The following is a 24,273-nucleotide window of genomic DNA, read 5'->3' as shown; positions in this document are numbered from 1 at the left end:
AAAAACCCCCACCGGCTTAATAGCGGCGGGGGTTTTTTGAATGGGGTAGTCTGACGCTGACCTACTTTCTCACGGGAGACCGCAATATCATTGGCGCGGCTTTGTTTCACGGTCCTGTTCGGGATGGGAAGGGGTGGTACCAAAGCGCTATGGGCGTCAGACTGTAACTGGTAGGCATGTATAGGTTGCGATCGCTGATTTGGCGATATGTCGCACACCTTGATTAGCTCAAGGTTATAGGATCAAGCCGCACGGGCAATTAGTACTGGTTAGCTTAACGCATTACTGCGCTTCCACACCCAGCCTATCAACGTGGTGGTCTTCCACGACCCTTTAGCGAGATCGAGTCTCGAGGGAAGTCTCATCTTGAGGCGAGTTTCCCGCTTAGATGCTTTCAGCGGTTATCTCTTCCGGATTTAGCTACCCGGCAATGCCACTGGCGTGACAACCGGTACACCAGAGATCCGTCCACTCCGGTCCTCTCGTACTAGGAGCAGGCCCCCTCAAACTTCCAGCGCCCACGGCAGATAGGGACCAAACTGTCTCACGACGTTTTAAACCCAGCTCACGTACCACTTTAAATGGCGAACAGCCATACCCTTGGGACCGGCTACAGCCCCAGGATGTGATGAGCCGACATCGAGGTGCCAAACTCCGCCGTCGATGTGAACTCTTGGGCGGAATCAGCCTGTTATCCCCAGAGTACCTTTTATCCGTTGAGCGATGGCCCTTCCATACAGAACCACCGGATCACTATGACCTGCTTTCGCACCTGCTCGACTTGTGGGTCTCGCAGTCAAGCCTCCTTTTGCCATTGCACTATCAGTACGATTTCCGACCGTACCTAGGAGACCTTCGTACTCCTCCGTTACCCTTTAGGAGGAGACCGCCCCAGTCAAACTGCCTACCATGCACGGTCCCCGATCTGGATTCACAGACCAAGGTTAGAACCTCAACGACGCCAGGGTGGTATTTCAAGGACGGCTCCACGGCAACTAGCGTCACCGTTTCATAGCCTCCCACCTATCCTACACAAGCCCCGTCAAAGTCCAATGCAAAGCTACAGTAAAGGTTCATGGGGTCTTTCCGTCTAGCCGCGGGTAGATTGCATCTTCACAAACATTTCAACTTCGCTGAGTCTCAGGAGGAGACAGTGTGGCCATCGTTACGCCATTCGTGCAGGTCGGAACTTACCCGACAAGGAATTTCGCTACCTTAGGACCGTTATAGTTACGGCCGCCGTTTACCGGGGCTTCGATCAAGAGCTTGCACCCCATCACTTAACCTTCCGGCACCGGGCAGGCGTCACACCCTATACGTCCACTTTCGTGTTTGCAGAGTGCTGTGTTTTTATTAAACAGTCGCAGCCACCGATTCTCTGCGGCCCCATCGCCCTTCGGATGTACTCCTACAAGCTACCGGGGCATACCTTCTCCCGAAGTTACGGTATCAATTTGCCGAGTTCCTTCTCCTGAGTTCTCTCAAGCGCCTTGGTATTTTCAACCTGCCCACCTGTGTCGGTTTGCGGTACGGTCACTCTTTGACTGAAGCTTAGAGGCTTTTCCTGGAAGCTTGGTATCAGTCACTTCGCGAACAAGTTCGCTCGTTATCACCCCTCAGCTAAGCCGCGCGGATTTGCCTACGCAGCACGCCTACAGGCTTGAACCGGGACGTCCAACACCCGGCTGACCTAACCTTCTCCGTCCCCCCATCGCATCAAAGAGCGGTACAGGAATATTGACCTGTTTCCCATCGACTACGCATTTCTGCCTCGCCTTAGGGGCCGACTCACCCTACGCCGATGAACGTTGCGTAGGAAACCTTGGGCTTTCGGCGAACGGGCTTTTCACCCGTTTTATCGCTACTCATGTCAGCATTCGCACTTCCGATACCTCCAGCAGACCTCTCGATCCACCTTCGCAGGCTTACGGAACGCTCCCCTACCATGTGTCATAGACACATCCGCAGCTTCGGCTCGTGGCTTGAGCCCCGTTACATCTTCCGCGCAGGACGACTCGACTAGTGAGCTATTACGCTTTCTTTAAAGGGTGGCTGCTTCTAAGCCAACCTCCTAGCTGTCTATGCCTTCCCACCTCGTTTTCCACTTAGCCACGCATTTGGGGCCTTAGCTGGCGGTCTGGGTTGTTTCCCTCTTGACCCAGGACGTTAGCACCCCAGGTCTGTCTCCCGTGCTCGCACTTCTCGGTATTCGGAGTTTGCTATCGCGAGGTAGATCGCAATGACCCCCTCAACGATTACAGTGCTCTACCCCCGAGAGTGATACACGAGGCGCTACCTAAATAGCTTTCGGGGAGAACCAGCTATCTCCGGATTTGTTTAGCCTTTCACCCCTACCCACAGCTCATCCCCTAGTTTTTCAACACTAGTGGGTTCGGACCTCCAGCTGGTGTTACCCAACCTTCATCCTGGCCATGGGTAGATCATCCGGTTTCGGGTCTACGCCCAGCAACTAAAGCGCCCTTATCAGACTCGCTTTCGCTACGCCTCCCCTATTCGGTTAAGCTCGCTACTGAACGTAAGTCGCTGACCCATTATACAAAAGGTACGCAGTCACCCCACAAGGAGGCTCCCACTGTTTGTATGCATGCGGTTTCAGGATCTATTTCACTCCCCTCCCGGGGTTCTTTTCGCCTTTCCCTCACGGTACTTGTTCACTATCGGTCGATCACGAGTATTTAGCCTTGGAGGATGGTCCCCCCATGTTCAGACAGGGTTTCTCGTGCCCCGCCCTACTTGTCGTACGCTTAGTACCATCGATTTGCTTTCGCGTACGGGGCTATCACCCTTTATTGCCGGACTTTCCAGACCGTTCCACTAGCAATTCGATTATCACGTACAGGCTCTTCCCAATTCGCTCGCCACTACTATGGGAATCTCGGTTGATTTCTTTTCCTGCGGCTACTTAGATGTTTCAGTTCGCCGCGTTCGCCTCCGCGCACCTATGTATTCAGTGCGGGATACCTCGTAAGAGGTGGGTTTCCCCATTCGGACATCCCCGGATCAAAGCTTGCTTGTCAGCTCCCCGAGGCTTTTCGCAGACTGCCACGTCCTTCATCGCCTGTGATCGCCAAGGCATCCACCACATGCACTTAGTCGCTTGATCCTATAACCTTGAACCCTGAATTGCTTCAGGCGGCTACAGTGTTCGATTCAAACGCCAAATGTTTCTTTACACCCCATCGCTGGTTCAAAGGATGGAATGTAATTCGATGCAATCACAACCTATGAAGCTCAGCGCTCATCACGCTGACTTCATACATGCCTTCCAGATTTTTAAAGATCGACAGCTGACTCAAGAAGAGTCATGAATGCAGACACCATCTGCATTCATGACGCGACTTTTGACGTAACCAAGATTGGTGGAGCTGGACGGGATCGAACCGACGACCCCCTGGTTGCAAACCAGGTGCTCTCCCAGCTGAGCTACAGCCCCATGTTCCGTGGTACGAGCCGAACCCATCAGTATTTGATGGTGGGTCTGGTTGGATTCGAACCAACGACCCCCGCCTTATCAAGACGGTGCTCTAACCGGCTGAGCTACAGACCCTGCACGTCCGCTGTCTTTACTGAACAACCGATAAGTTGTGGGAGCTCGGCATCTGCTTTGCTCTAGAAAGGAGGTGATCCAGCCGCACCTTCCGGTACGGCTACCTTGTTACGACTTCACCCCAGTCATGAATCCCACCGTGGTAGGCGCCCCCCTTGCGGTTAGGCTACCTGCTTCTGGTGAAACCCACTCCCATGGTGTGACGGGCGGTGTGTACAAGACCCGGGAACGTATTCACCGCGGCATGCTGATCCGCGATTACTAGCGATTCCGACTTCACGTAGTCGAGTTGCAGACTACGATCCGGACTACGATCGGCTTTCTGGGATTGGCTCCACCTCGCGGCTTGGCAACCCTCTGTACCGACCATTGTATGACGTGTGAAGCCCTACCCATAAGGGCCATGAGGACTTGACGTCATCCCCACCTTCCTCCGGTTTGTCACCGGCAGTCTCATTAGAGTGCTCTTGCGTAGCAACTAATGACAAGGGTTGCGCTCGTTGCGGGACTTAACCCAACATCTCACGACACGAGCTGACGACAGCCATGCAGCACCTGTGTTCAGGCTCCCTTTCGGGCACCAATCCATCTCTGGAAAGTTCCTGACATGTCAAGGGTAGGTAAGGTTTTTCGCGTTGCATCGAATTAATCCACATCATCCACCGCTTGTGCGGGTCCCCGTCAATTCCTTTGAGTTTTAACCTTGCGGCCGTACTCCCCAGGCGGTCGACTTCACGCGTTAGCTACGTTACTCAAAGGTTTTACCCTCCGAACAACTAGTCGACATCGTTTAGGGCGTGGACTACCAGGGTATCTAATCCTGTTTGCTCCCCACGCTTTCGTGCATGAGCGTCAGTACAGGCCCAGGGGGCTGCCTTCGCCATCGGTGTTCCTCCTGATATCTACGCATTTCACTGCTACACCAGGAATTCCACCCCCCTCTGCCGTACTCAAGTCTTGCAGTCACAACCGCAGTTCCCAGGTTGAGCCCGGGGATTTCACAGCTGTCTTACAAAACCGCCTGCGCACGCTTTACGCCCAGTAATTCCGATTAACGCTCGCACCCTACGTATTACCGCGGCTGCTGGCACGTAGTTAGCCGGTGCTTCTTCTTACGGTACCGTCATCCTCCGAAGGTATTAGCCTCGAAGTTTTCTTTCCGTCTGAAAGAGCTTTACAACCCGAAGGCCTTCTTCACTCACGCGGCATGGCTGGATCAGGCTTTCGCCCATTGTCCAAAATTCCCCACTGCTGCCTCCCGTAGGAGTCTGGGCCGTGTCTCAGTCCCAGTGTGGCTGATCATCCTCTCAGACCAGCTACGGATCGTTGCCTTGGTAGGCCTTTACCCCACCAACTAGCTAATCCGACATCGGCCGCTCCAATCGCGCAAGGTCTTGCGATCCCCTGCTTTCTCCCTCAGGACGTATGCGGTATTAGCGTAACTTTCGCTACGTTATCCCCCACGACTGGGTACGTTCCGATGCATTACTCACCCGTTCGCCACTAACCTAGGAGCAAGCCCCTAGATCCGATCGACTTGCATGTGTAAGGCATGCCGCCAGCGTTCAATCTGAGCCAGGATCAAACTCTTAAGTTCAATCCAAATTGGCCAAACTCATCATCACTGACGATGTAGTATTGGCACTCAAGTCTCTTGCTTTTTCGAAACCGAAGTTTCGATTCGCTTCAACCGAGCACCCACACTTATCGGTTGTCCAAATTTTTAAAGATCAACTGCAAACTGCTCAACTTCTTACTGCGCACACCCGACTGCGTCGTTTGTGCTGAGCCGGCTATATTACCAACTCAAAATTTTCTGTCAAGCGCCGTTTTGATTCATCAAAACACTCTCGCTCTTCCAGGGAAGAAAAACCCCCACCGGCTTAATAGCGGCGGGGGTTTTTTGAATGGGGTAGTCTGACGCTGACCTACTTTCTCACGGGAGACCGCAATATCATTGGCGCGGCTTTGTTTCACGGTCCTGTTCGGGATGGGAAGGGGTGGTACCAAAGCGCTATGGGCGTCAGACTGTAACTGGTAGGCATGTATAGGTTGCGATCGCTGATTTGGCGATATGTCGCACACCTTGATTAGCTCAAGGTTATAGGATCAAGCCGCACGGGCAATTAGTACTGGTTAGCTTAACGCATTACTGCGCTTCCACACCCAGCCTATCAACGTGGTGGTCTTCCACGACCCTTTAGCGAGATCGAGTCTCGAGGGAAGTCTCATCTTGAGGCGAGTTTCCCGCTTAGATGCTTTCAGCGGTTATCTCTTCCGGATTTAGCTACCCGGCAATGCCACTGGCGTGACAACCGGTACACCAGAGATCCGTCCACTCCGGTCCTCTCGTACTAGGAGCAGGCCCCCTCAAACTTCCAGCGCCCACGGCAGATAGGGACCAAACTGTCTCACGACGTTTTAAACCCAGCTCACGTACCACTTTAAATGGCGAACAGCCATACCCTTGGGACCGGCTACAGCCCCAGGATGTGATGAGCCGACATCGAGGTGCCAAACTCCGCCGTCGATGTGAACTCTTGGGCGGAATCAGCCTGTTATCCCCAGAGTACCTTTTATCCGTTGAGCGATGGCCCTTCCATACAGAACCACCGGATCACTATGACCTGCTTTCGCACCTGCTCGACTTGTGGGTCTCGCAGTCAAGCCTCCTTTTGCCATTGCACTATCAGTACGATTTCCGACCGTACCTAGGAGACCTTCGTACTCCTCCGTTACCCTTTAGGAGGAGACCGCCCCAGTCAAACTGCCTACCATGCACGGTCCCCGATCTGGATTCACAGACCAAGGTTAGAACCTCAACGACGCCAGGGTGGTATTTCAAGGACGGCTCCACGGCAACTAGCGTCACCGTTTCATAGCCTCCCACCTATCCTACACAAGCCCCGTCAAAGTCCAATGCAAAGCTACAGTAAAGGTTCATGGGGTCTTTCCGTCTAGCCGCGGGTAGATTGCATCTTCACAAACATTTCAACTTCGCTGAGTCTCAGGAGGAGACAGTGTGGCCATCGTTACGCCATTCGTGCAGGTCGGAACTTACCCGACAAGGAATTTCGCTACCTTAGGACCGTTATAGTTACGGCCGCCGTTTACCGGGGCTTCGATCAAGAGCTTGCACCCCATCACTTAACCTTCCGGCACCGGGCAGGCGTCACACCCTATACGTCCACTTTCGTGTTTGCAGAGTGCTGTGTTTTTATTAAACAGTCGCAGCCACCGATTCTCTGCGGCCCCATCGCCCTTCGGATGTACTCCTACAAGCTACCGGGGCATACCTTCTCCCGAAGTTACGGTATCAATTTGCCGAGTTCCTTCTCCTGAGTTCTCTCAAGCGCCTTGGTATTTTCAACCTGCCCACCTGTGTCGGTTTGCGGTACGGTCACTCTTTGACTGAAGCTTAGAGGCTTTTCCTGGAAGCTTGGTATCAGTCACTTCGCGAACAAGTTCGCTCGTTATCACCCCTCAGCTAAGCCGCGCGGATTTGCCTACGCAGCACGCCTACAGGCTTGAACCGGGACGTCCAACACCCGGCTGACCTAACCTTCTCCGTCCCCCCATCGCATCAAAGAGCGGTACAGGAATATTGACCTGTTTCCCATCGACTACGCATTTCTGCCTCGCCTTAGGGGCCGACTCACCCTACGCCGATGAACGTTGCGTAGGAAACCTTGGGCTTTCGGCGAACGGGCTTTTCACCCGTTTTATCGCTACTCATGTCAGCATTCGCACTTCCGATACCTCCAGCAGACCTCTCGATCCACCTTCGCAGGCTTACGGAACGCTCCCCTACCATGTGTCATAGACACATCCGCAGCTTCGGCTCGTGGCTTGAGCCCCGTTACATCTTCCGCGCAGGACGACTCGACTAGTGAGCTATTACGCTTTCTTTAAAGGGTGGCTGCTTCTAAGCCAACCTCCTAGCTGTCTATGCCTTCCCACCTCGTTTTCCACTTAGCCACGCATTTGGGGCCTTAGCTGGCGGTCTGGGTTGTTTCCCTCTTGACCCAGGACGTTAGCACCCCAGGTCTGTCTCCCGTGCTCGCACTTCTCGGTATTCGGAGTTTGCTATCGCGAGGTAGATCGCAATGACCCCCTCAACGATTACAGTGCTCTACCCCCGAGAGTGATACACGAGGCGCTACCTAAATAGCTTTCGGGGAGAACCAGCTATCTCCGGATTTGTTTAGCCTTTCACCCCTACCCACAGCTCATCCCCTAGTTTTTCAACACTAGTGGGTTCGGACCTCCAGCTGGTGTTACCCAACCTTCATCCTGGCCATGGGTAGATCATCCGGTTTCGGGTCTACGCCCAGCAACTAAAGCGCCCTTATCAGACTCGCTTTCGCTACGCCTCCCCTATTCGGTTAAGCTCGCTACTGAACGTAAGTCGCTGACCCATTATACAAAAGGTACGCAGTCACCCCACAAGGAGGCTCCCACTGTTTGTATGCATGCGGTTTCAGGATCTATTTCACTCCCCTCCCGGGGTTCTTTTCGCCTTTCCCTCACGGTACTTGTTCACTATCGGTCGATCACGAGTATTTAGCCTTGGAGGATGGTCCCCCCATGTTCAGACAGGGTTTCTCGTGCCCCGCCCTACTTGTCGTACGCTTAGTACCATCGATTTGCTTTCGCGTACGGGGCTATCACCCTTTATTGCCGGACTTTCCAGACCGTTCCACTAGCAATTCGATTATCACGTACAGGCTCTTCCCAATTCGCTCGCCACTACTATGGGAATCTCGGTTGATTTCTTTTCCTGCGGCTACTTAGATGTTTCAGTTCGCCGCGTTCGCCTCCGCGCACCTATGTATTCAGTGCGGGATACCTCGTAAGAGGTGGGTTTCCCCATTCGGACATCCCCGGATCAAAGCTTGCTTGTCAGCTCCCCGAGGCTTTTCGCAGACTGCCACGTCCTTCATCGCCTGTGATCGCCAAGGCATCCACCACATGCACTTAGTCGCTTGATCCTATAACCTTGAACCCTGAATTGCTTCAGGCGGCTACAGTGTTCGATTCAAACGCCAAATGTTTCTTTACACCCCATCGCTGGTTCAAAGGATGGAATGTAATTCGATGCAATCACAACCTATGAAGCTCAGCGCTCATCACGCTGACTTCATACATGCCTTCCAGATTTTTAAAGATCGACAGCTGACTCAAGAAGAGTCATGAATGCAGACACCATCTGCATTCATGACGCGACTTTTGACGTAACCAAGATTGGTGGAGCTGGACGGGATCGAACCGACGACCCCCTGGTTGCAAACCAGGTGCTCTCCCAGCTGAGCTACAGCCCCATGTTCCGTGGTACGAGCCGAACCCATCAGTATTTGATGGTGGGTCTGGTTGGATTCGAACCAACGACCCCCGCCTTATCAAGACGGTGCTCTAACCGGCTGAGCTACAGACCCTGCACGTCCGCTGTCTTTACTGAACAACCGATAAGTTGTGGGAGCTCGGCATCTGCTTTGCTCTAGAAAGGAGGTGATCCAGCCGCACCTTCCGGTACGGCTACCTTGTTACGACTTCACCCCAGTCATGAATCCCACCGTGGTAGGCGCCCCCCTTGCGGTTAGGCTACCTGCTTCTGGTGAAACCCACTCCCATGGTGTGACGGGCGGTGTGTACAAGACCCGGGAACGTATTCACCGCGGCATGCTGATCCGCGATTACTAGCGATTCCGACTTCACGTAGTCGAGTTGCAGACTACGATCCGGACTACGATCGGCTTTCTGGGATTGGCTCCACCTCGCGGCTTGGCAACCCTCTGTACCGACCATTGTATGACGTGTGAAGCCCTACCCATAAGGGCCATGAGGACTTGACGTCATCCCCACCTTCCTCCGGTTTGTCACCGGCAGTCTCATTAGAGTGCTCTTGCGTAGCAACTAATGACAAGGGTTGCGCTCGTTGCGGGACTTAACCCAACATCTCACGACACGAGCTGACGACAGCCATGCAGCACCTGTGTTCAGGCTCCCTTTCGGGCACCAATCCATCTCTGGAAAGTTCCTGACATGTCAAGGGTAGGTAAGGTTTTTCGCGTTGCATCGAATTAATCCACATCATCCACCGCTTGTGCGGGTCCCCGTCAATTCCTTTGAGTTTTAACCTTGCGGCCGTACTCCCCAGGCGGTCGACTTCACGCGTTAGCTACGTTACTCAAAGGTTTTACCCTCCGAACAACTAGTCGACATCGTTTAGGGCGTGGACTACCAGGGTATCTAATCCTGTTTGCTCCCCACGCTTTCGTGCATGAGCGTCAGTACAGGCCCAGGGGGCTGCCTTCGCCATCGGTGTTCCTCCTGATATCTACGCATTTCACTGCTACACCAGGAATTCCACCCCCCTCTGCCGTACTCAAGTCTTGCAGTCACAACCGCAGTTCCCAGGTTGAGCCCGGGGATTTCACAGCTGTCTTACAAAACCGCCTGCGCACGCTTTACGCCCAGTAATTCCGATTAACGCTCGCACCCTACGTATTACCGCGGCTGCTGGCACGTAGTTAGCCGGTGCTTCTTCTTACGGTACCGTCATCCTCCGAAGGTATTAGCCTCGAAGTTTTCTTTCCGTCTGAAAGAGCTTTACAACCCGAAGGCCTTCTTCACTCACGCGGCATGGCTGGATCAGGCTTTCGCCCATTGTCCAAAATTCCCCACTGCTGCCTCCCGTAGGAGTCTGGGCCGTGTCTCAGTCCCAGTGTGGCTGATCATCCTCTCAGACCAGCTACGGATCGTTGCCTTGGTAGGCCTTTACCCCACCAACTAGCTAATCCGACATCGGCCGCTCCAATCGCGCAAGGTCTTGCGATCCCCTGCTTTCTCCCTCAGGACGTATGCGGTATTAGCGTAACTTTCGCTACGTTATCCCCCACGACTGGGTACGTTCCGATGCATTACTCACCCGTTCGCCACTAACCTAGGAGCAAGCCCCTAGATCCGTTCGACTTGCATGTGTAAGGCATGCCGCCAGCGTTCAATCTGAGCCAGGATCAAACTCTTAAGTTCAATCCAAATTGGCCAAACTCATCATCACTGACGATGTAGTATTGGCACTCAAGTCTCTTGCTTTTTCGAAACCGAAGTTTCGATTCGCTTCAACCGAGCACCCACACTTATCGGTTGTCCAAATTTTTAAAGATCAACTGCAAACTGCTCAACTTCTTACTGCGCACACCCGACTGCGTCGTTTGTGCTGAGCCGGCTATATTACCAACTCAAAATTTTCTGTCAAGCTTTTCATTTTCGCTGCCGCATTTCGCGACAGCCAGAACCGCTTGAAACCCTGCCGCGCCGTTGCTTTCGCTTCGTCAGCAGCAGAGAGGTGAGACTATAGCGACCCCGCCTTTTCGCGTCAACTGCCAAAGCAATATTTTCTAATTTGCGCTCGCTCGCCTATTTACGCTGATAGCCGAAAAGCTGTGTCGCGTCAGTAGCTCGGTGCTGCGACGTAGTTCTCGAAACGCGTGCTCTCGCCGCGGAACGTCAGGCGCACTGTGCCGGTCGGGCCATTACGGTGCTTGCCAACAATCAGCTCAGCCGTGCCCTTGTCCGGAGAGTCCGGGTTATAGATCTCGTCGCGGTAGATGAACATGATGATGTCCGCGTCCTGCTCAATGGCGCCCGACTCTCGAAGATCCGACGCAACCGGGCGCTTGTTGGGGCGCTGCTCAAGACTGCGGTTGAGCTGCGAGAGCGCGAAGATCGGCACGTTGAGTTCTTTGGCCAGCGATTTGATCGACCGCGAAATGTCGGAGAGCTCCTGCGCGCGGTTATCGGTCTCCTTCAGCGAGGTCATCAGCTGGAGGTAGTCGATGACGATCAGGCCCAGCTTCCCGCATTGACGATGCAGGCGACGGCAGCGCGCGCGCAGATCGGTCGGGTTCAGGCCAGGCGTTTCATCGATGAAGATGGGCGCTTCGTGGAGCAGCCCAAGCGCCATCGTTAGGTTCTGCCAGTCGTCGTCAGTCAGCTTGCCGCTGCGCAACCGGGTCTGATCGAGTCGCCCAACGGACGCGATGAAACGCATTGCCAACTGGGTCGCGGGCATTTCCATCGAAAAGATCGCAACGGGGAGCTTTGAATGAATGGCGACGTTTTCGGCCACATTCAGCGCAAAAGTGGTTTTTCCCATACCAGGGCGGCCGGCGATAACAATCATGTCGCTGCCGTGCAGGCCCGACATCTTGTCATCTAGATCAACTAGGCCGTAGGGAATTCCCGTGACTTCGTCCGGGTCGTCGCGGTCGTAGAGCTCCTGGATGCGGTCGACCACTTGCCCGAGCACCGGCTGAATCGGCACAAAGCCTGAGGCGTGGCGTGCGCCTGACTCGGCGATCTCGAAGATCTTCGCTTCAGCCTGATCGAGCAGGTCCTTGGCATCACGACCGGCAGGCGCGAGCGCATTGGCCGCGATGTCATCGCCGATTGTGACCAGTCGACGCAGAATGCAGCGCTCGCGAATGATCTCGGCGTAGCGACGAATATTCGCCGCCGACGGGGTGTTGTTTGCGATTTCGGCCAGATAGGCAAGGCCACCGATTTGTGCGGCCTCCGCCGACTTGTCGAGCGACTCGAACACAGTCACGACGTCGGCAGGTTTGCCCTGCTCGACCAAGGTGGCGATGTGCCGAAAGATCCGACGATGGTCGTCGCGGTAGAAGTCGCTTTCGTTGACCAGATCAGCGATGCGGTCCCATGCCTCGTTGTCCAGCAGCAGGCCACCAATCAAGGACTGCTCCGCCTCGATTGAGTGTGGCGGCAGCTTGAGCTTGGCAAGCAACGGATCGGGCGCGTCGGCGGACATACTGAACTGGGACATGAATTACCTCGAATCGATCGGCGATTCTAACCAAGCACCGACCACTGCGCGGACAACACAAAAAACAAAAGGCCCGCGAACGGGCCCTTTGCTTGACGACGGAAGCGCTTACTGCTGCTGTTGCTGCGCCTCTGCCTCAACTGCCTTCAGGCTCAGGCGAATCTTGCCCTTGTCGTCGGTCTCGATGACCTTGACACGGATGACTTGGCCTTCCTTGAGGTAGTCGGAGACGTTCTCGACGCGCTTGTTCGCAATCTGAGAGACGTGCAGCAGGCCGTCGCGGCCCGGCATGATGTTGACGATTGCGCCGAACTCAAGAATCTTGAGCACCGGACCTTCGTAGATCTTGCCGATTTCGACGTCGGCCGCAATCGCTTCAATCCGGCTCTTGGCGAGTTCCGCCTTGGCGCCATCCACCGACGCGATGGTCACGGTGCCGTCGTCCTGGATGTCGATCACGGTGCCAGTCTCTTCGGTCAGCGCACGAATCACGGCGCCACCCTTGCCGATCACATCGCGGATCTTCTCCGGATTGATCTTGATGGTCAGCAGACGCGGCGCGAACTCGGACAACTCGGTCCGGTGCCCGCCCATCGCCTGCTTCATCAGCTCCAGAATGTGCATGCGGCCTTCGCGCGCCTGCTCCAGCGCCTTCTTCATGATGGCCGGGTTGATCGAGTCGATCTTGAGGTCCATCTGCAGCGCGGTAACACCGTTTTCGGTACCGGCAACCTTGAAGTCCATGTCGCCGAGGTGATCTTCATCACCCAGGATGTCAGTCAGCACCGCAAAACGGTTGCCGTCCTTGATCAGGCCCATGGCGATGCCTGCCACGTGATTCTTGAGCGGGACACCGGCATCCATCATCGCGAGCGACCCACCACACACCGAAGCCATCGAGGACGAGCCGTTCGATTCGGTGATCTCGGAGACCACGCGCATCGTGTAGCTAAACTCGTTGTCCGGCGGCAGGGCTGCAACCAGGGCGCGCTTGGCAAGACGGCCATGGCCGATCTCACGGCGCTTCGGCGCGCCGACACGGCCGGTTTCGCCGGTCGCAAAGGGCGGGAAGTTGTAGTGGAGCATGAAGCGCTCCTTGTACTCGCCAGCGATGGCGTCGATGATTTGCTCATCGCGGCCAGTACCGAGGGTCGCAACGACCAGCGCCTGAGTCTCGCCACGGGTAAACAGGGCCGAGCCGTGGGTGCGCGGCAGCACGCCGGTACGGATCGTGATCGGGCGCACCGTGCGGGTGTCGCGACCGTCGATGCGCGGCTCGCCATTCAGGATACGGTTGCGGACGATCCGCGACTCCAGGCCGAACAACAGATCCTTGATCTGCGCATCGGTCGGCGCACCTTCTTCACCGGTTGCGAGCGCAGCGATGGTCGCGGCGGTCACTTCCTTGATACGGTCGCTGCGCTGCTGCTTGACCGTCAGGCCGAAGGCTTCGTTCAGACCAGCCAGCGCGAGCTCTTCAACCTTGGCGGCGAGCGCCTCATTCTTGGCCGGCGGCTGCCAGTCCCATTCCGGCTTGCCAGCTTCATCAGCCAGTTCGTTGATCGCGTTGATCACGGTCTGCATCTGCTGATGGCCAAACACGACGGCGCCGAGCATCACGTCTTCCGGCAGCTCGTTTGCTTCCGATTCGACCATCATCACGCCAACTTCGGTACCGGCCACCACCAGGTTCATCTGGCTGGTCTTCAGTTCGGTAACGGTCGGGTTCAGGATGTATTCGCCATTCGCGTAGCCGACGCGGCAAGCGCCGATCGGGCCCTGGAACGGAACGCCGGACAGCGCAAGTGCGGCCGAAGCGCCGATCATCGCGGGGATGTCCGCATCGACTTCCGGGTTCTGCGACAGCACGGTCACGACAACCTGGATTTCGTTATAAAAACCATCCGGGAACAGCGGTCGGATCGGGCGATCGATGAGGCGCGAGGTCAGCGTCTCTTTTTCGGTCGGGCGACCTTCGCGCTTGAAGAACCCGCCGGGGATACGGCCCGCGGCGTAAAACTTCTCCATGTAGTCGACCGTCAGCGGGAAGAAATCCTGACCCGGCTTCGGGTTCTTGGCGGCGACGACGGTGGCGAGAACAACAGTGTCTTCAACAGAGACGACGACGGCACCGTGTGCTTGACGGGCGATCTCGCCGGTCTCCATGGTGACCGTCTGGGAGCCGTACGTGAAGGTCTTCTTGGTCGGAGTAGGCAGCAAGGGAAATCCTTTCAGTCTGCCCGTCGCGGAGCAACGCCTGCGGCGAATGCCGCGCGTCTGCGCAACGGAGCTTCAAATGGAACAATGCCGGCGTGGCCCGTAGGGCTCGCCGGCATTGCGATATCAGCCGAACCGCGGGAAGTGCGTCGTGATCACGGCTGACAGCCGTCGATTACTTACGCAGGCCCAGGCGTTCGATGACGCTGCGGTAACGGTCGACTTCCTTGCGCTTCAGGTAGTCCAGCAGCTTACGACGCTGGCTGACGAGCGCGAGCAGGCCGCGACGGGAGTGGTGATCCTTGGTGTGTTCCTTGAAATGACCGGTGAGGTCATTGATGCGGGCGGTCAACAGTGCGATCTGCACTTCCGGCGACCCGGTGTCACCCTTGGCGCGCTGGAAATCAGCAACGATCTGCGCCTTTTGTTCGGTAGCAATAGCCATCTCTTCTAATCCAGTTGTCTGTGTCTTCAGTCGAGCCGCGCATTATAGCGGCGAATTTTCTGTTGCATCAAGCACCTGCGACGCTCGCAATGAGCCTGCGAGGTGCCAGCCGACCGTCGGCATCCACCCGGCCAAGGCCGAGAAAACGCCCATCGGCAAATACACGGCATTCCACCGCGCCTGGCGGCAGCGGGACAGCGACAGACTGACCGTGCAGAAAACTGCCTGCTGCATCCGGAGCAAGCGGAACAGCAGGCAAATGTGACGCGAGCAGATCGGCCGGACGCAGTGCGTCGGCGCGGGCCTGCTCGCCAGATTCAAGAACTTCGAGCGATACGGCGTGATCGATGACAAACGGACCGATTGCAGTGCGCCGCAAGCCAACGAGATGTGCGCCACAACCGAGCGCCTCGCCAATGTCTTCGGCGAGCGTCCGGATGTACGTCCCCTTGCTGCAACACACTTCGAGATCGAACTCATCACCGGACAGCGGACCACATCCGATGCGGTGGATCGTTACGCGGCGCGGCGCCCGCTCAAGCGTCACACCCTCACGCGCATACTCGTAGAGCGCCTTGCCGTCGCGCTTGAGCGCCGAGTACATCGGCGGCACCTGGTCAATCTCGCCTTCAAATCGAGCAACGACCTCCGCGATCTGAGCGTCGTCGGTCACCACCGGTCGTGTGGACGTCACCTCGCCCTCAGCATCGCCCGTGGTCGTTGTCACGCCGAGCTTCACGCGCGCAAGGTAGGTCTTGTCCGCATCCAGCAGCATCTGGCTGAACTTGGTGGCTTCGCCCAGGCACAACGGCAACAAGCCACTCGCCAGCGGGTCGAGCGTGCCAGTATGACCGCCCTTGGCCGCCCAATAGAGGCGGCGCACGGTCTGCAGGGCGCCGTTCGAACTCATGCCGGAAGGCTTGTCGAACAACACGACCCCATCCACTTTCAATCGAGGCGCGCGAGCGGGCCGTTGCGCACTCATGCGTCCGGCTTCTCCGCCTCGTCGGGCGAGGCAGCGGCCTCATCCACATCATCACTGTGTGCGGCGTCGCTACGAACCGCCTCGTCGATCAGCGCGGATAGCTGTGCGCCACGCTCGATCGAGCGGTCATAAACCCAGTGCAGATCCGGGATCGTGTGAATGCGGATTCGGCGCCCCAGCTCACGGCGCAAAAAGCCGCTCGCACGACGCAGGCCTTGCGCGAGTTCCGGCACGGCACGCTCGCCTTCGAGGGTCGTAAAGAATACCTTGGCGTGCGAGTAATCCGGGCTCACTTCAACCGACGTCAGCGTAACGAAGCCGACACGGGGATCTTTTACTTCCATGCGGATCAACTCCGCCAATTCACGGCGGATCTGCTCGGCGACACGGTCGCCGCGCGAAAATGTCTTTGCCATACGGCTACTCCTGCCCCCATGCAAGGGGCTTCAAACAAAACGGGCCCCGTCGCGGGGCCCGTTGGCGCTTCACCGCGACGCGGATCAGAGCGTCCGTGCGATTTCCTGGATTTCGTACACTTCCAGGTGATCGCCTTCCATGATGTCGTTGAAGTTCTTGATCTGCAGGCCGCATTCGAAGCCGAACTTCACTTCCTTCACGTCATCCTTGAAGCGCTTCAGCGATTCGAGTTCGCCATCGTGCACCACCACGTTGTTGCGCAGCACGCGGACGCGGGCATGGCGCTTGACGTTGCCGTCCAGCACATAGCAACCAGCCACCGCACCGACCTTCGAGATACGGAAGACCTGGCGGATCTCCACGGTACCGATGATCTGCTCGCGACGCTCAGGCGCCAACATGCCCGACAACGCGGCCTTCACGTCATCCACAGCGTCATAGATGATGTTGTAGTAGCGAATATCGACGTCGAACGCCTCGGCCGTCTTCCGCGCGCCAGCGTCGGCCCGGGTATTGAAGCCGATAACCACCGCCTTCGAGGCTTGTGCGAGGTTGATGTCGCTCTCGGTGATGCCACCGACGGCAGCGTGGATGACCTGCACTCGAACTTCATCGGTCGAAAGCTTGGTAAGCGCATGCACCAAGGCTTCCTGCGAACCCTGCACGTCCGCCTTGATGATGAGGGGCAGCGACTTGATTTCGCCTTCCTTCATCTGCTCGAACATGTTCTCCAGCTTCGCAGCCTGCTGCTTGGCGAGCTTCACATCGCGGAACTTGCCCTGACGGAACAGTGCGATTTCGCGCGCCTTACGCTCGTCGGCCAGCGCCATGGCATCGTCGCCCGCAGCCGGAACGTCCGACAAGCCAAGAATCTCGACCGGGATCGACGGGCCCGCCTCGTTGATCGGCTTACCGTTCTCATCAAGCATCGCGCGGATCTTGCCGAAGGTCGCCCCCGCCAGCACCACGTCGCCGCGCTTGAGCGTGCCGCTCTGAACCAGCATGGTCGCAACCGGACCACGCCCCTTGTCGAGGCGGGCTTCGATGATGAGCCCCTTGGCCGGCGCCTTCTCGGCGGCGGTCAGTTCAAGCACTTCGGCCTGCAGCAGCAGGTTCTCGAGCAGGTCGTCGATGCCCATGCCGGTCTTGGCCGACACAGGGATGAACGGCGAGTCGCCACCGTACTCTTCCGGCACAACACCTTCGGCGACCAGTTCCTGCTTGACGCGGTCCGGGTGTGCATCGGGCTTGTCCATCTTGTTGATCGCAACGACGATCGGCACACCAGCCGCCTTCGCGTGGTGGATCGCTTCCTTCGTCTGCGGCATCACGCCGTCGTCGGCAGCCACCACCAGAATCACGATGTCGGTCGCCTTGGCACCACGCGCACGCATGGCGGTAAACGCCTCGTGACCCGGGGTATCGAGGAAGGTGACCATGCCGCGGTCCGTTTCGACGTGGTACGCGCCGATATGCTGCGTGATCCCGCCGGCTTCACCCGACGCAACCTTGGCGCGACGGATGTAGTCGAGTAGCGAGGTCTTGCCGTGGTCGACGTGGCCCATGACGGTCACGACCGGCGCGCGCGGCAGTTGCTCAGCATCCTTGCTCTGCGAATCGTCGAGCAGCGCCTCAGGATCGTCGAGCTTGGCGGCGATCGCCTGGTGCCCCATTTCCTCGACGAGGATCATCGCCGTTTCCTGGTCCAGCACCTGGTTGATCGTCACCATCTGACCCAGCTTCATCATCTGCTTGATGAGCTCGGTCGCCTTGATCGCCATCTTGTGGGCGAGGTCAGCCAGCGAGATGGTTTCCGGCACATGCACTTCGCGCACGATCGGCTCGGTCGGCGCCTGGAAGTTGGTGTCCTGCTGGCGGTTGTCCTTGCCATGACGGCCGCCGCCACGCGCACCACGCCATCCAGCGGCTCCGCCGCCGGTGTCGCCACGCGTCTTGATCTGGCGACGCTTGGAATCGTCCTCGCGGTCGCCCTTCTTGGCCGGGCCCTTCTTCTCTTCCTTCGCACCCTCAGCCTTGACCGGCTTGTGCAGGGTGCCGGACTTGCCGGCAGGCGCCGCAGCTGCAGCGGCCGGCGCAGCCGGTTGACGCGCCTTCTCAGCAGCCTCGATGGCGCGCTGACGCGCAGCCTCTTCATCAGCCTTCTTGCGCGCTTCGCGTGCCTGCTTCAAGCGCAGCTCTTCAGCCTGAATGCGGGCAAGCTCCGACGCACGGCGTGCTTCGCGTTCGCGAGCCGCGCGCTCTTCGGGCGACAGCATGTCAAGGATCGAACGCGGGGCCGCAGGAGCGGCTTCAGGCGAAGGCTCGGCCGCAGGAGCGGTCTCAACAGCAGCCTCAACGACGGGCGCTGCGACCGGCTCAGGTTCGGGCTCTGGCTGGGGTTCCGGCTCAGGCACGGGCTCCGGCTCGGGTTCGGGCGCCACTTCGACGACCGGCTCGGGTTCGGGCTCGGGAGCCACCTGCACTTCGGGTTCGGCCGCCACAGGGGCAGCTTCCGCGACGACCTCGGGAAGCGTCGAAAGATCTTCCTCGTGGTGATCGAGCGCCTCTTCGCCTTCCGGCTGCGCACCTTCGGCAAGCAGCTCCGAAGGATCACGCTTGACGAAAACGCGCTTCTTGCGCACCTCGACCTGAATCGTCCGTGCCTTGCCGGTGGCATCGGAAGCCTTGATCTCGGACGTCTGCTTGCGCGTCAGCGTGATCTTGGCTTTCGGAGCCGTTTCTCCATGAGAGCGACGCAGATAGTCCAGCAAGCGCGCCTTGTCGGCTTCGCTCACTCCATCGTTTTCGCCCGACTTTGCAACACCGGCCTTTTGCAACTGCTCAAGCAAGACGGATGCAGGCATCCTCAGCTCGCTGGCGAACTGCGCCACGCTCATTTCTGCCATAAACGAAACAACCTCCGTCTTACTCGAACCAGTGCGCACGGGCCTTGGTAATCAGGTCCTTGGCACTTTCTTCGGTGATACCCGCAATCTCGGTCAGCTCGTCGACGGCAAGGTCAGCGAGATCGTCGCGGGTTTTAACGCCGGCACGCGCCAGTTTGGCGGCGAGCGGCTTGTCCATGCCTTCGAGTGCCAGCAAGTCTTCAGCGACTTGCTCGAGTTGCTCCTCGCTGACGATGGCTTCGGTCAGCAGAACGTTGCGGGCACGTGTCCGCAGTTCGTTAACCGTCTCTTCGTCAAAGGCTTCGATTTCCAGCATTTCAGAAAGGGGGACGTAGGCGATTTCCTCAAGAGAGGTGAAGCCTTCGTCAATCAGGATGTCGGCGACTTCGTCGTCCACATCGAGTTTCTCGGTGAATGCGCTACGCAGACGGCCGCGTTCGGCCTCGCTCTTCTGCGTGCTCTCTTCCACCGTCATCAGGTTGATCTGCCAGCCCGTCAGCTCGGACGCGAGCTTGACGTTCTGGCCGCCGCGGCCGATCGCGATCGCGAGATTGCTCTCATCGACCACCACATCCATCGCATGAGCCTCTTCGTCGACCACGATCGACGACACTTCGGCCGGCGCCAGCGCCTTGATCACAAATTCCGCGGGGTCGGCTGACCACAACACGATATCGATGTTCTCGCCACCGAGCTCATTGCGCACCGCGGTAACCCGCGAACCACGCAGGCCGACGCAAGTGCCGATCGGATCGATGCGGGCATCATTGGCCTTGACCGCGATCTTGGAACGCATACCAGCATCACGTGCGCAGGCCTTGATTTCGAGGAGGCCGTCTTCCATCTCCGGCACTTCAAGCTCGAACAGCTTGGTGACGAACTCCGGCGCGGTGCGCGACAGGATCAGTTGCGGACCGCGGGCGCCACGGGCAATTTCCTTCAGATAGGCGCGCGTACGGTCGCCCACACGAAGGTTTTCCTTCGGCACCATCTGATCCTTGGGTAGCACTGCCTCGAGGCGGCCGACTTCGACGATCGCGTTGCCACGCTCCATGCGCTTGATGTTGCCGGTGACGAGATGCTCGCCGCGCTCGAGGAAGTCATTCAGGATCTGCTCGCGCTCGGCGTCGCGGATGCGCTGCAGGATCACCTGCTTGGCCGCCTGCGCACCGATACGGCCGAAGTCGATCGGCTCGAGCGGTTCTTCGACGTACTCGCCAACCTGGATGTCCTCGAACTGCTCGCGTGCATCGATGATGCCCATCTCGGCCTCATCGTTCGTCACTTCGGCGTCCGGCAGCACCAGCCAACGGCGGAACGCTTCGTGAGCGCCCGTCTCGCGGTCGATCGTGACGCGCACATCGGCGTCGTCGTGAATGCGCTTTTTGGTGGCCGAAGCCAGCGCCGACTCAAGCGCCTGGAAAACGATCTCCTTGGAGACGTTCTTCTCGCGCGACAGCGCATCGACAAGCAGCAAAACCTCGCGGCTCATTGCATCAACCCCTCAAATCTCTCAAAACTTGGGAACGATCCGCGCACGCTCGACATCGTCGAATGCGAAGCGCTGCTCGCCGGTTGCGGTCTCAAGGATCACGGTCTCGCCGTCGACCCCTCTCAGGGTGCCGCTGAAATTGCGTTGATTGGCGACTGGGATCCGCACGCGCAGCTGGATTTCCTCGCCAGCGAAGCGCTCGAAATGCGCCAGCTTGGTCAGCGGGCGATCAAGCCCGGGCGATGAGACTTCCAGCCGGTCGTAGTCGATGTTCTCGACCTCGAACAGACGGGTCAGTTGGTTGCTGACGGTTGCGCAATCCTCGACGGTAATGCCCTCAGGCTTGTCGATGAACACGCGCAGAAGCCGGCCACGGGGCGACGACTCGATGTCGATCACCTCGAAACCCAGGCCCTCGGCCGTCTTTTCAATCAGCAGTTTCAGATCCATGCGCCGCTACAAACAAAAAGTGGGCGCAATGCCCACTCATCAAAAAACAACAATCGCGGCCCGAAGCAATGCGGCCGCCAGATCGTATAACCGGCGAGAGTTTAGCAGACCTGGCGTGCCACGTAAATGCGTTTACTCGGCAACCGGCGGCTTGCGCGGCCGACGGCCACGACCAGCTGGGCGCTTGCGTGCGCCGGCTTCACCTTCCGGACGCGGCGCAGCCCCATCCTGCGGGGCGGGCGCGCCTTCGGGACGCGGCGGGCGCGGCCCGCCTTGCGGCTTCCTTGGTTTGTTCGGGCGCTTCGGGCGGCGCGGCTCAGCGCCCTGCTCCGGCCTCACGCCATCAACCGGCGCATCAACACGCCCGACTTCACCGGGCTGACCAGCCTCGACCGGACGTGCACCGCGTGGCGGACGGGGCCCCTTGCCGCCCTGCGGGCGCGGCCCTTGCCCACCTTGCGGACGCGGACCACCGCCTTGCGGGCGTGGGCCGCCATCGCCGCCACGGCGACGACCGCCTTGTGGCGCGCCACGACCGGGCGCGCGATCGCCACGCGGGGCGCCGCCAGGATTGAGCGGGCGCACGCCGGGAACCGCCAGGCGCTGCGCCTTGGCCCAGGCCTCGGCGTCTTCCGCCTCCAGATCGACCTCAAGCTGATGCTCATCCGGCTCTGCAAACGGCGATTCAGGCTCGACATCCTCCGGCAGCGCCGCCATCAATGCACGCACATCGGCGTCGGACATTTCAGTCCAGGCGCCGCGCTTGAGCTGACGCGGAAGCTGGACCGGGCCATAGCGAACACGCATCAGCCGGCTCACCGTCAGCCCAACCGATTCAAACATGCGACGCACTTCGCGATTGCGACCTTCGGAGATCGTGACGCGATACCAGTGGTTGCTGCCCTCGCCGCCGCCATCGTGCAGCGAGTTGAAACGCGCTTCGCCGTCTTCAAGGGCGACGCCCGTCGTCAGCGTGGCTTGTTGTTCTTCGGTCAGCTCGCCAATCACGCGCACTGCGTATTCGCGCTCGAGTTCGTAGCGCGGATGCATCATGCGGTTGGCCAGATCGCCGTTGCTGGTAAAAAGCAACAGGCCGGAGGTATTGAAGTCGAGTCGGCCGATCGCGATCCAGCGCCCGCGATTGAGCACCGGCAGGCGCTCGAAGACCGTGGGACGACCTTCCGGATCGTCGCGACTGACGATCTCGCCCTCCGGCTTGTGGTACATCAGCACACGCGGCGCGCGTTCAGTGAAACGGATGTTCACCAGCTTGCCGTTGATCTTGATCCGGTCACCCGGGCCGATCTTCTGACCGAGCCCTGCGGGCAGGCCATTCACGCTGACGCGGCCGGCGATGATCCACTCTTCGAGTTCGCGACGCGAACCGTAGCCGGCTTCAGCGAGCAGTTTGTGCAGTCGCTGCGGCTCGTAGGCCTCAGCCTGTGCCTTGACGCCACGGCCACGGCGGCCAGGAGCGGGTGCGTTGCTATTCCGCCGCTGCTGCGGGCGCGGTTTGCGTTGCGGTATCGACAAGATCCATCACCTTTTCAATTTCGGCCAGAGGCGGCAGCTCGGTGAGGCTGCGCAGGCCAAGTTCATCCAGGAAGCGTCGCGTGGTGGCGTACAGGCCCGGGCGCCCCGGGGTGTCGCGATGGCCGACAACGTCGACCCATCCGCGCGATTCCAGCGTTTTCAACACGTTCGGAGAGACGGCAACGCCGCGAATATCTTCAATATCGCCTCGCGTGACCGGCTGACGGTAGGCGATGATCGCCAGGGTCTCCAGAACAGCACGCGAATATTTCGGCGGTTTCTGTTCGCGCAACCGATCGAGGTAGGGCTGGTACTCCGCACGAGTACGGAAACGCCATCCGGTCGACAGTTGGGCTAGTTCGGCGCCGCGATCATTCCAGCGCTCACGCAGGGTTTCGAGCAGGCGGCGAATCAGATCCGCATCCAACTGCTCATCGAAGAGCCTGCGCAGCTCGGCCATTGCAAGCGGCTCGGCGGCTGCCAGAAGGGCAGCTTCCAGCACGCGCAAGGCAAATTCGAAGTCTATCGAATCTTCGGCTTGCACCGGAATGCCAGCTTCAGTCGGCATCCGAGGTATTAAGTCTGACATAAATCGGCTCCAGAGGTGCAACCTGGCTGACAACAACCAGGCGCTCCTTCACCAGTTCCAGCACGGCAAGGAAGCTGACAACCAGCATCGGCACGCCCGCCGTCAAATCGAACAACTCGACGAAGGGTTGGAATTGGCCACCGCCGAGCTGGCGCAGGATGGTGGTCATCCGTTCGCGAACCGAGAGTTCCTCACGCTGAATCGTGTGGTGACGGGTCAGCTTCGCCTTGCGCACGAGACCCAGCCAGGCGACCTGCAGATCGTGCAGGCTCACTTCAGGCAAACGTTCCGCCACCTTTTCGGCCACCCACACGGTGACCCATTCGTAATCGCGCTCCACCCGCGGCAGTGCATCGAGTCGTGCGCCGGCGATCTTCATCTGTTCGTATTCGAGCAGCCGGCGCACGAGTTCGGCACGCGGGTCGGCTTCCTCTGCTTCCGCCTGGGCGGGCCGCGGCAGCAGCATGCGGGACTTGATCTCGAGCAGCATCGCGGCGATCAGCAGATACTCGGCCGCAAGCTCAAGGTTGCTGCGGCGCATGGCCTCGACGTACTTCAGGTACTGCGCAGTCAGCGGCGCCATCGGAATATCGAGGACGTTGATGTTCGCCTTGCGGATCAGATAAAGCAGCAAGTCGAGTGGCCCCTCGAACGCTTCGAGGAACACCTGCAGCGCATCCGGCGGGATGTAGAGATCCTTCGGCAGCTCGAACAGCGATTCGCCATAGATCCGCGCCAGGGCTGGGGGCAGCGGTTCCTCGTGCGGGCGCAGGTCGAGCATCGGCGTCTCGACTTCGCTCACCGCGCGTCACCTATCGTCAGATTG

General features: G+C 58.5%; 10 protein-coding genes, 4 tRNA genes, 6 rRNA genes and 1 pseudogene. All 21 read right to left on the bottom strand.

Going from position 1 to position 24,273, the window contains the following annotated elements; all coding sequences use genetic code 11:
- Positions 1 to 48: 48 nt before the first annotated feature.
- Positions 49 to 161: ribosomal RNA gene (gene rrf / locus HH302_RS20875) — 5S ribosomal RNA — on the bottom strand.
- A gap of 77 nt (positions 162 to 238) precedes the next feature.
- Positions 239 to 3,124: ribosomal RNA gene (locus HH302_RS20870) — 23S ribosomal RNA — on the bottom strand.
- Between the two features lie 254 nt (positions 3,125 to 3,378).
- A tRNA-Ala gene (locus tag HH302_RS20865) sits at positions 3,379 to 3,454 on the bottom strand.
- A 37-nt stretch (positions 3,455 to 3,491) separates the two neighbouring features.
- Positions 3,492 to 3,568: transfer RNA gene (locus HH302_RS20860), tRNA-Ile, on the bottom strand.
- A 66-nt stretch (positions 3,569 to 3,634) separates the two neighbouring features.
- Positions 3,635 to 5,165: ribosomal RNA gene (locus HH302_RS20855) — 16S ribosomal RNA — on the bottom strand.
- A gap of 318 nt (positions 5,166 to 5,483) precedes the next feature.
- Positions 5,484 to 5,596: ribosomal RNA gene (rrf, locus tag HH302_RS20850) — 5S ribosomal RNA — on the bottom strand.
- Positions 5,597 to 5,673: 77 nt separating this feature from the next.
- Positions 5,674 to 8,559 (bottom strand): 23S ribosomal RNA (locus HH302_RS20845).
- A 254-nt stretch (positions 8,560 to 8,813) separates the two neighbouring features.
- Positions 8,814 to 8,889: transfer RNA gene (locus HH302_RS20840), tRNA-Ala, on the bottom strand.
- Positions 8,890 to 8,926: 37 nt separating this feature from the next.
- Positions 8,927 to 9,003 (bottom strand) — tRNA-Ile (locus tag HH302_RS20835).
- Between the two features lie 66 nt (positions 9,004 to 9,069).
- A 16S ribosomal RNA gene (locus HH302_RS20830) occupies positions 9,070 to 10,600 on the bottom strand.
- Together the 16S, 23S and 5S rRNA genes with 4 tRNA genes alongside form the textbook arrangement of a ribosomal RNA operon.
- Before the next feature lie 421 nt (positions 10,601 to 11,021).
- Entirely contained in the window at positions 11,022 to 12,413 is a 1,392-nt protein-coding gene (dnaB, locus tag HH302_RS20825) for a replicative DNA helicase (protein WP_172204728.1), read from the bottom strand.
- A gap of 108 nt (positions 12,414 to 12,521) precedes the next feature.
- On the bottom strand, positions 12,522 to 14,579 hold the full coding sequence (pnp, locus tag HH302_RS20820) for a polyribonucleotide nucleotidyltransferase (protein ID WP_371814747.1): 2,058 nt from the start codon (positions 14,577 to 14,579) through the stop codon (positions 12,522 to 12,524).
- 226 nt (positions 14,580 to 14,805) lie between these two features.
- On the bottom strand, positions 14,806 to 15,075 hold the full coding sequence (rpsO, locus tag HH302_RS20815; protein ID WP_172204726.1) for a 30S ribosomal protein S15: 270 nt from the start codon (positions 15,073 to 15,075) through the stop codon (positions 14,806 to 14,808).
- Positions 15,076 to 15,142: 67 nt separating this feature from the next.
- Positions 15,143 to 16,060, bottom strand: a complete 918-nt coding sequence (truB, locus tag HH302_RS20810; RefSeq protein ID WP_172204724.1) for a tRNA pseudouridine(55) synthase TruB — start codon at positions 16,058 to 16,060, stop codon at positions 15,143 to 15,145.
- Positions 16,057 to 16,476: a 30S ribosome-binding factor RbfA gene (rbfA, locus tag HH302_RS20805; protein ID WP_172204722.1), complete on the bottom strand. Its 420-nt coding sequence runs from the start codon at positions 16,474 to 16,476 to the stop codon at positions 16,057 to 16,059. The genes truB and rbfA overlap by 4 nt, the downstream gene beginning before the upstream one ends.
- A gap of 84 nt (positions 16,477 to 16,560) precedes the next feature.
- Positions 16,561 to 19,383, bottom strand: a complete 2,823-nt coding sequence (gene infB / locus HH302_RS20800) for a translation initiation factor IF-2 (protein WP_172204720.1) — start codon at positions 19,381 to 19,383, stop codon at positions 16,561 to 16,563.
- Positions 19,384 to 19,402: 19 nt separating this feature from the next.
- On the bottom strand, positions 19,403 to 20,875 hold the full coding sequence (gene nusA / locus HH302_RS20795) for a transcription termination factor NusA (protein ID WP_172204718.1): 1,473 nt from the start codon (positions 20,873 to 20,875) through the stop codon (positions 19,403 to 19,405).
- 21 nt (positions 20,876 to 20,896) lie between these two features.
- Positions 20,897 to 21,325 (bottom strand): ribosome maturation factor RimP, encoded by a 429-nt coding sequence (rimP, locus tag HH302_RS20790; protein ID WP_172204716.1) that lies wholly within the window; start codon positions 21,323 to 21,325, stop codon positions 20,897 to 20,899.
- Between the two features lie 699 nt (positions 21,326 to 22,024).
- Positions 22,025 to 22,858: pseudogene (rluB, locus tag HH302_RS22565) on the bottom strand (23S rRNA pseudouridine(2605) synthase RluB); the annotation flags it as partial.
- Complete coding sequence (gene scpB, locus HH302_RS20780; RefSeq protein WP_206255169.1) at positions 22,812 to 23,426, bottom strand: SMC-Scp complex subunit ScpB; 615 nt, start codon at positions 23,424 to 23,426, stop codon at positions 22,812 to 22,814. The gene scpB and the pseudogene rluB, both read right to left, overlap by 47 nt.
- Positions 23,416 to 24,228, bottom strand: a complete 813-nt coding sequence (locus tag HH302_RS20775; protein WP_172204747.1) for a ScpA family protein — start codon at positions 24,226 to 24,228, stop codon at positions 23,416 to 23,418. The genes scpB and HH302_RS20775 overlap by 11 nt, the downstream gene beginning before the upstream one ends.
- Positions 24,229 to 24,273 lie beyond the last annotated feature (45 nt).

The organism is Niveibacterium sp. COAC-50 (assembly GCF_013184235.1).
GTDB classification, from domain to species: Bacteria; Pseudomonadota; Gammaproteobacteria; order Burkholderiales; family Rhodocyclaceae; genus Niveibacterium; species Niveibacterium microcysteis.
Note: the sequence above shows the minus strand (reverse complement) of the source record. Positions and strands in the feature narration are given on the sequence as shown.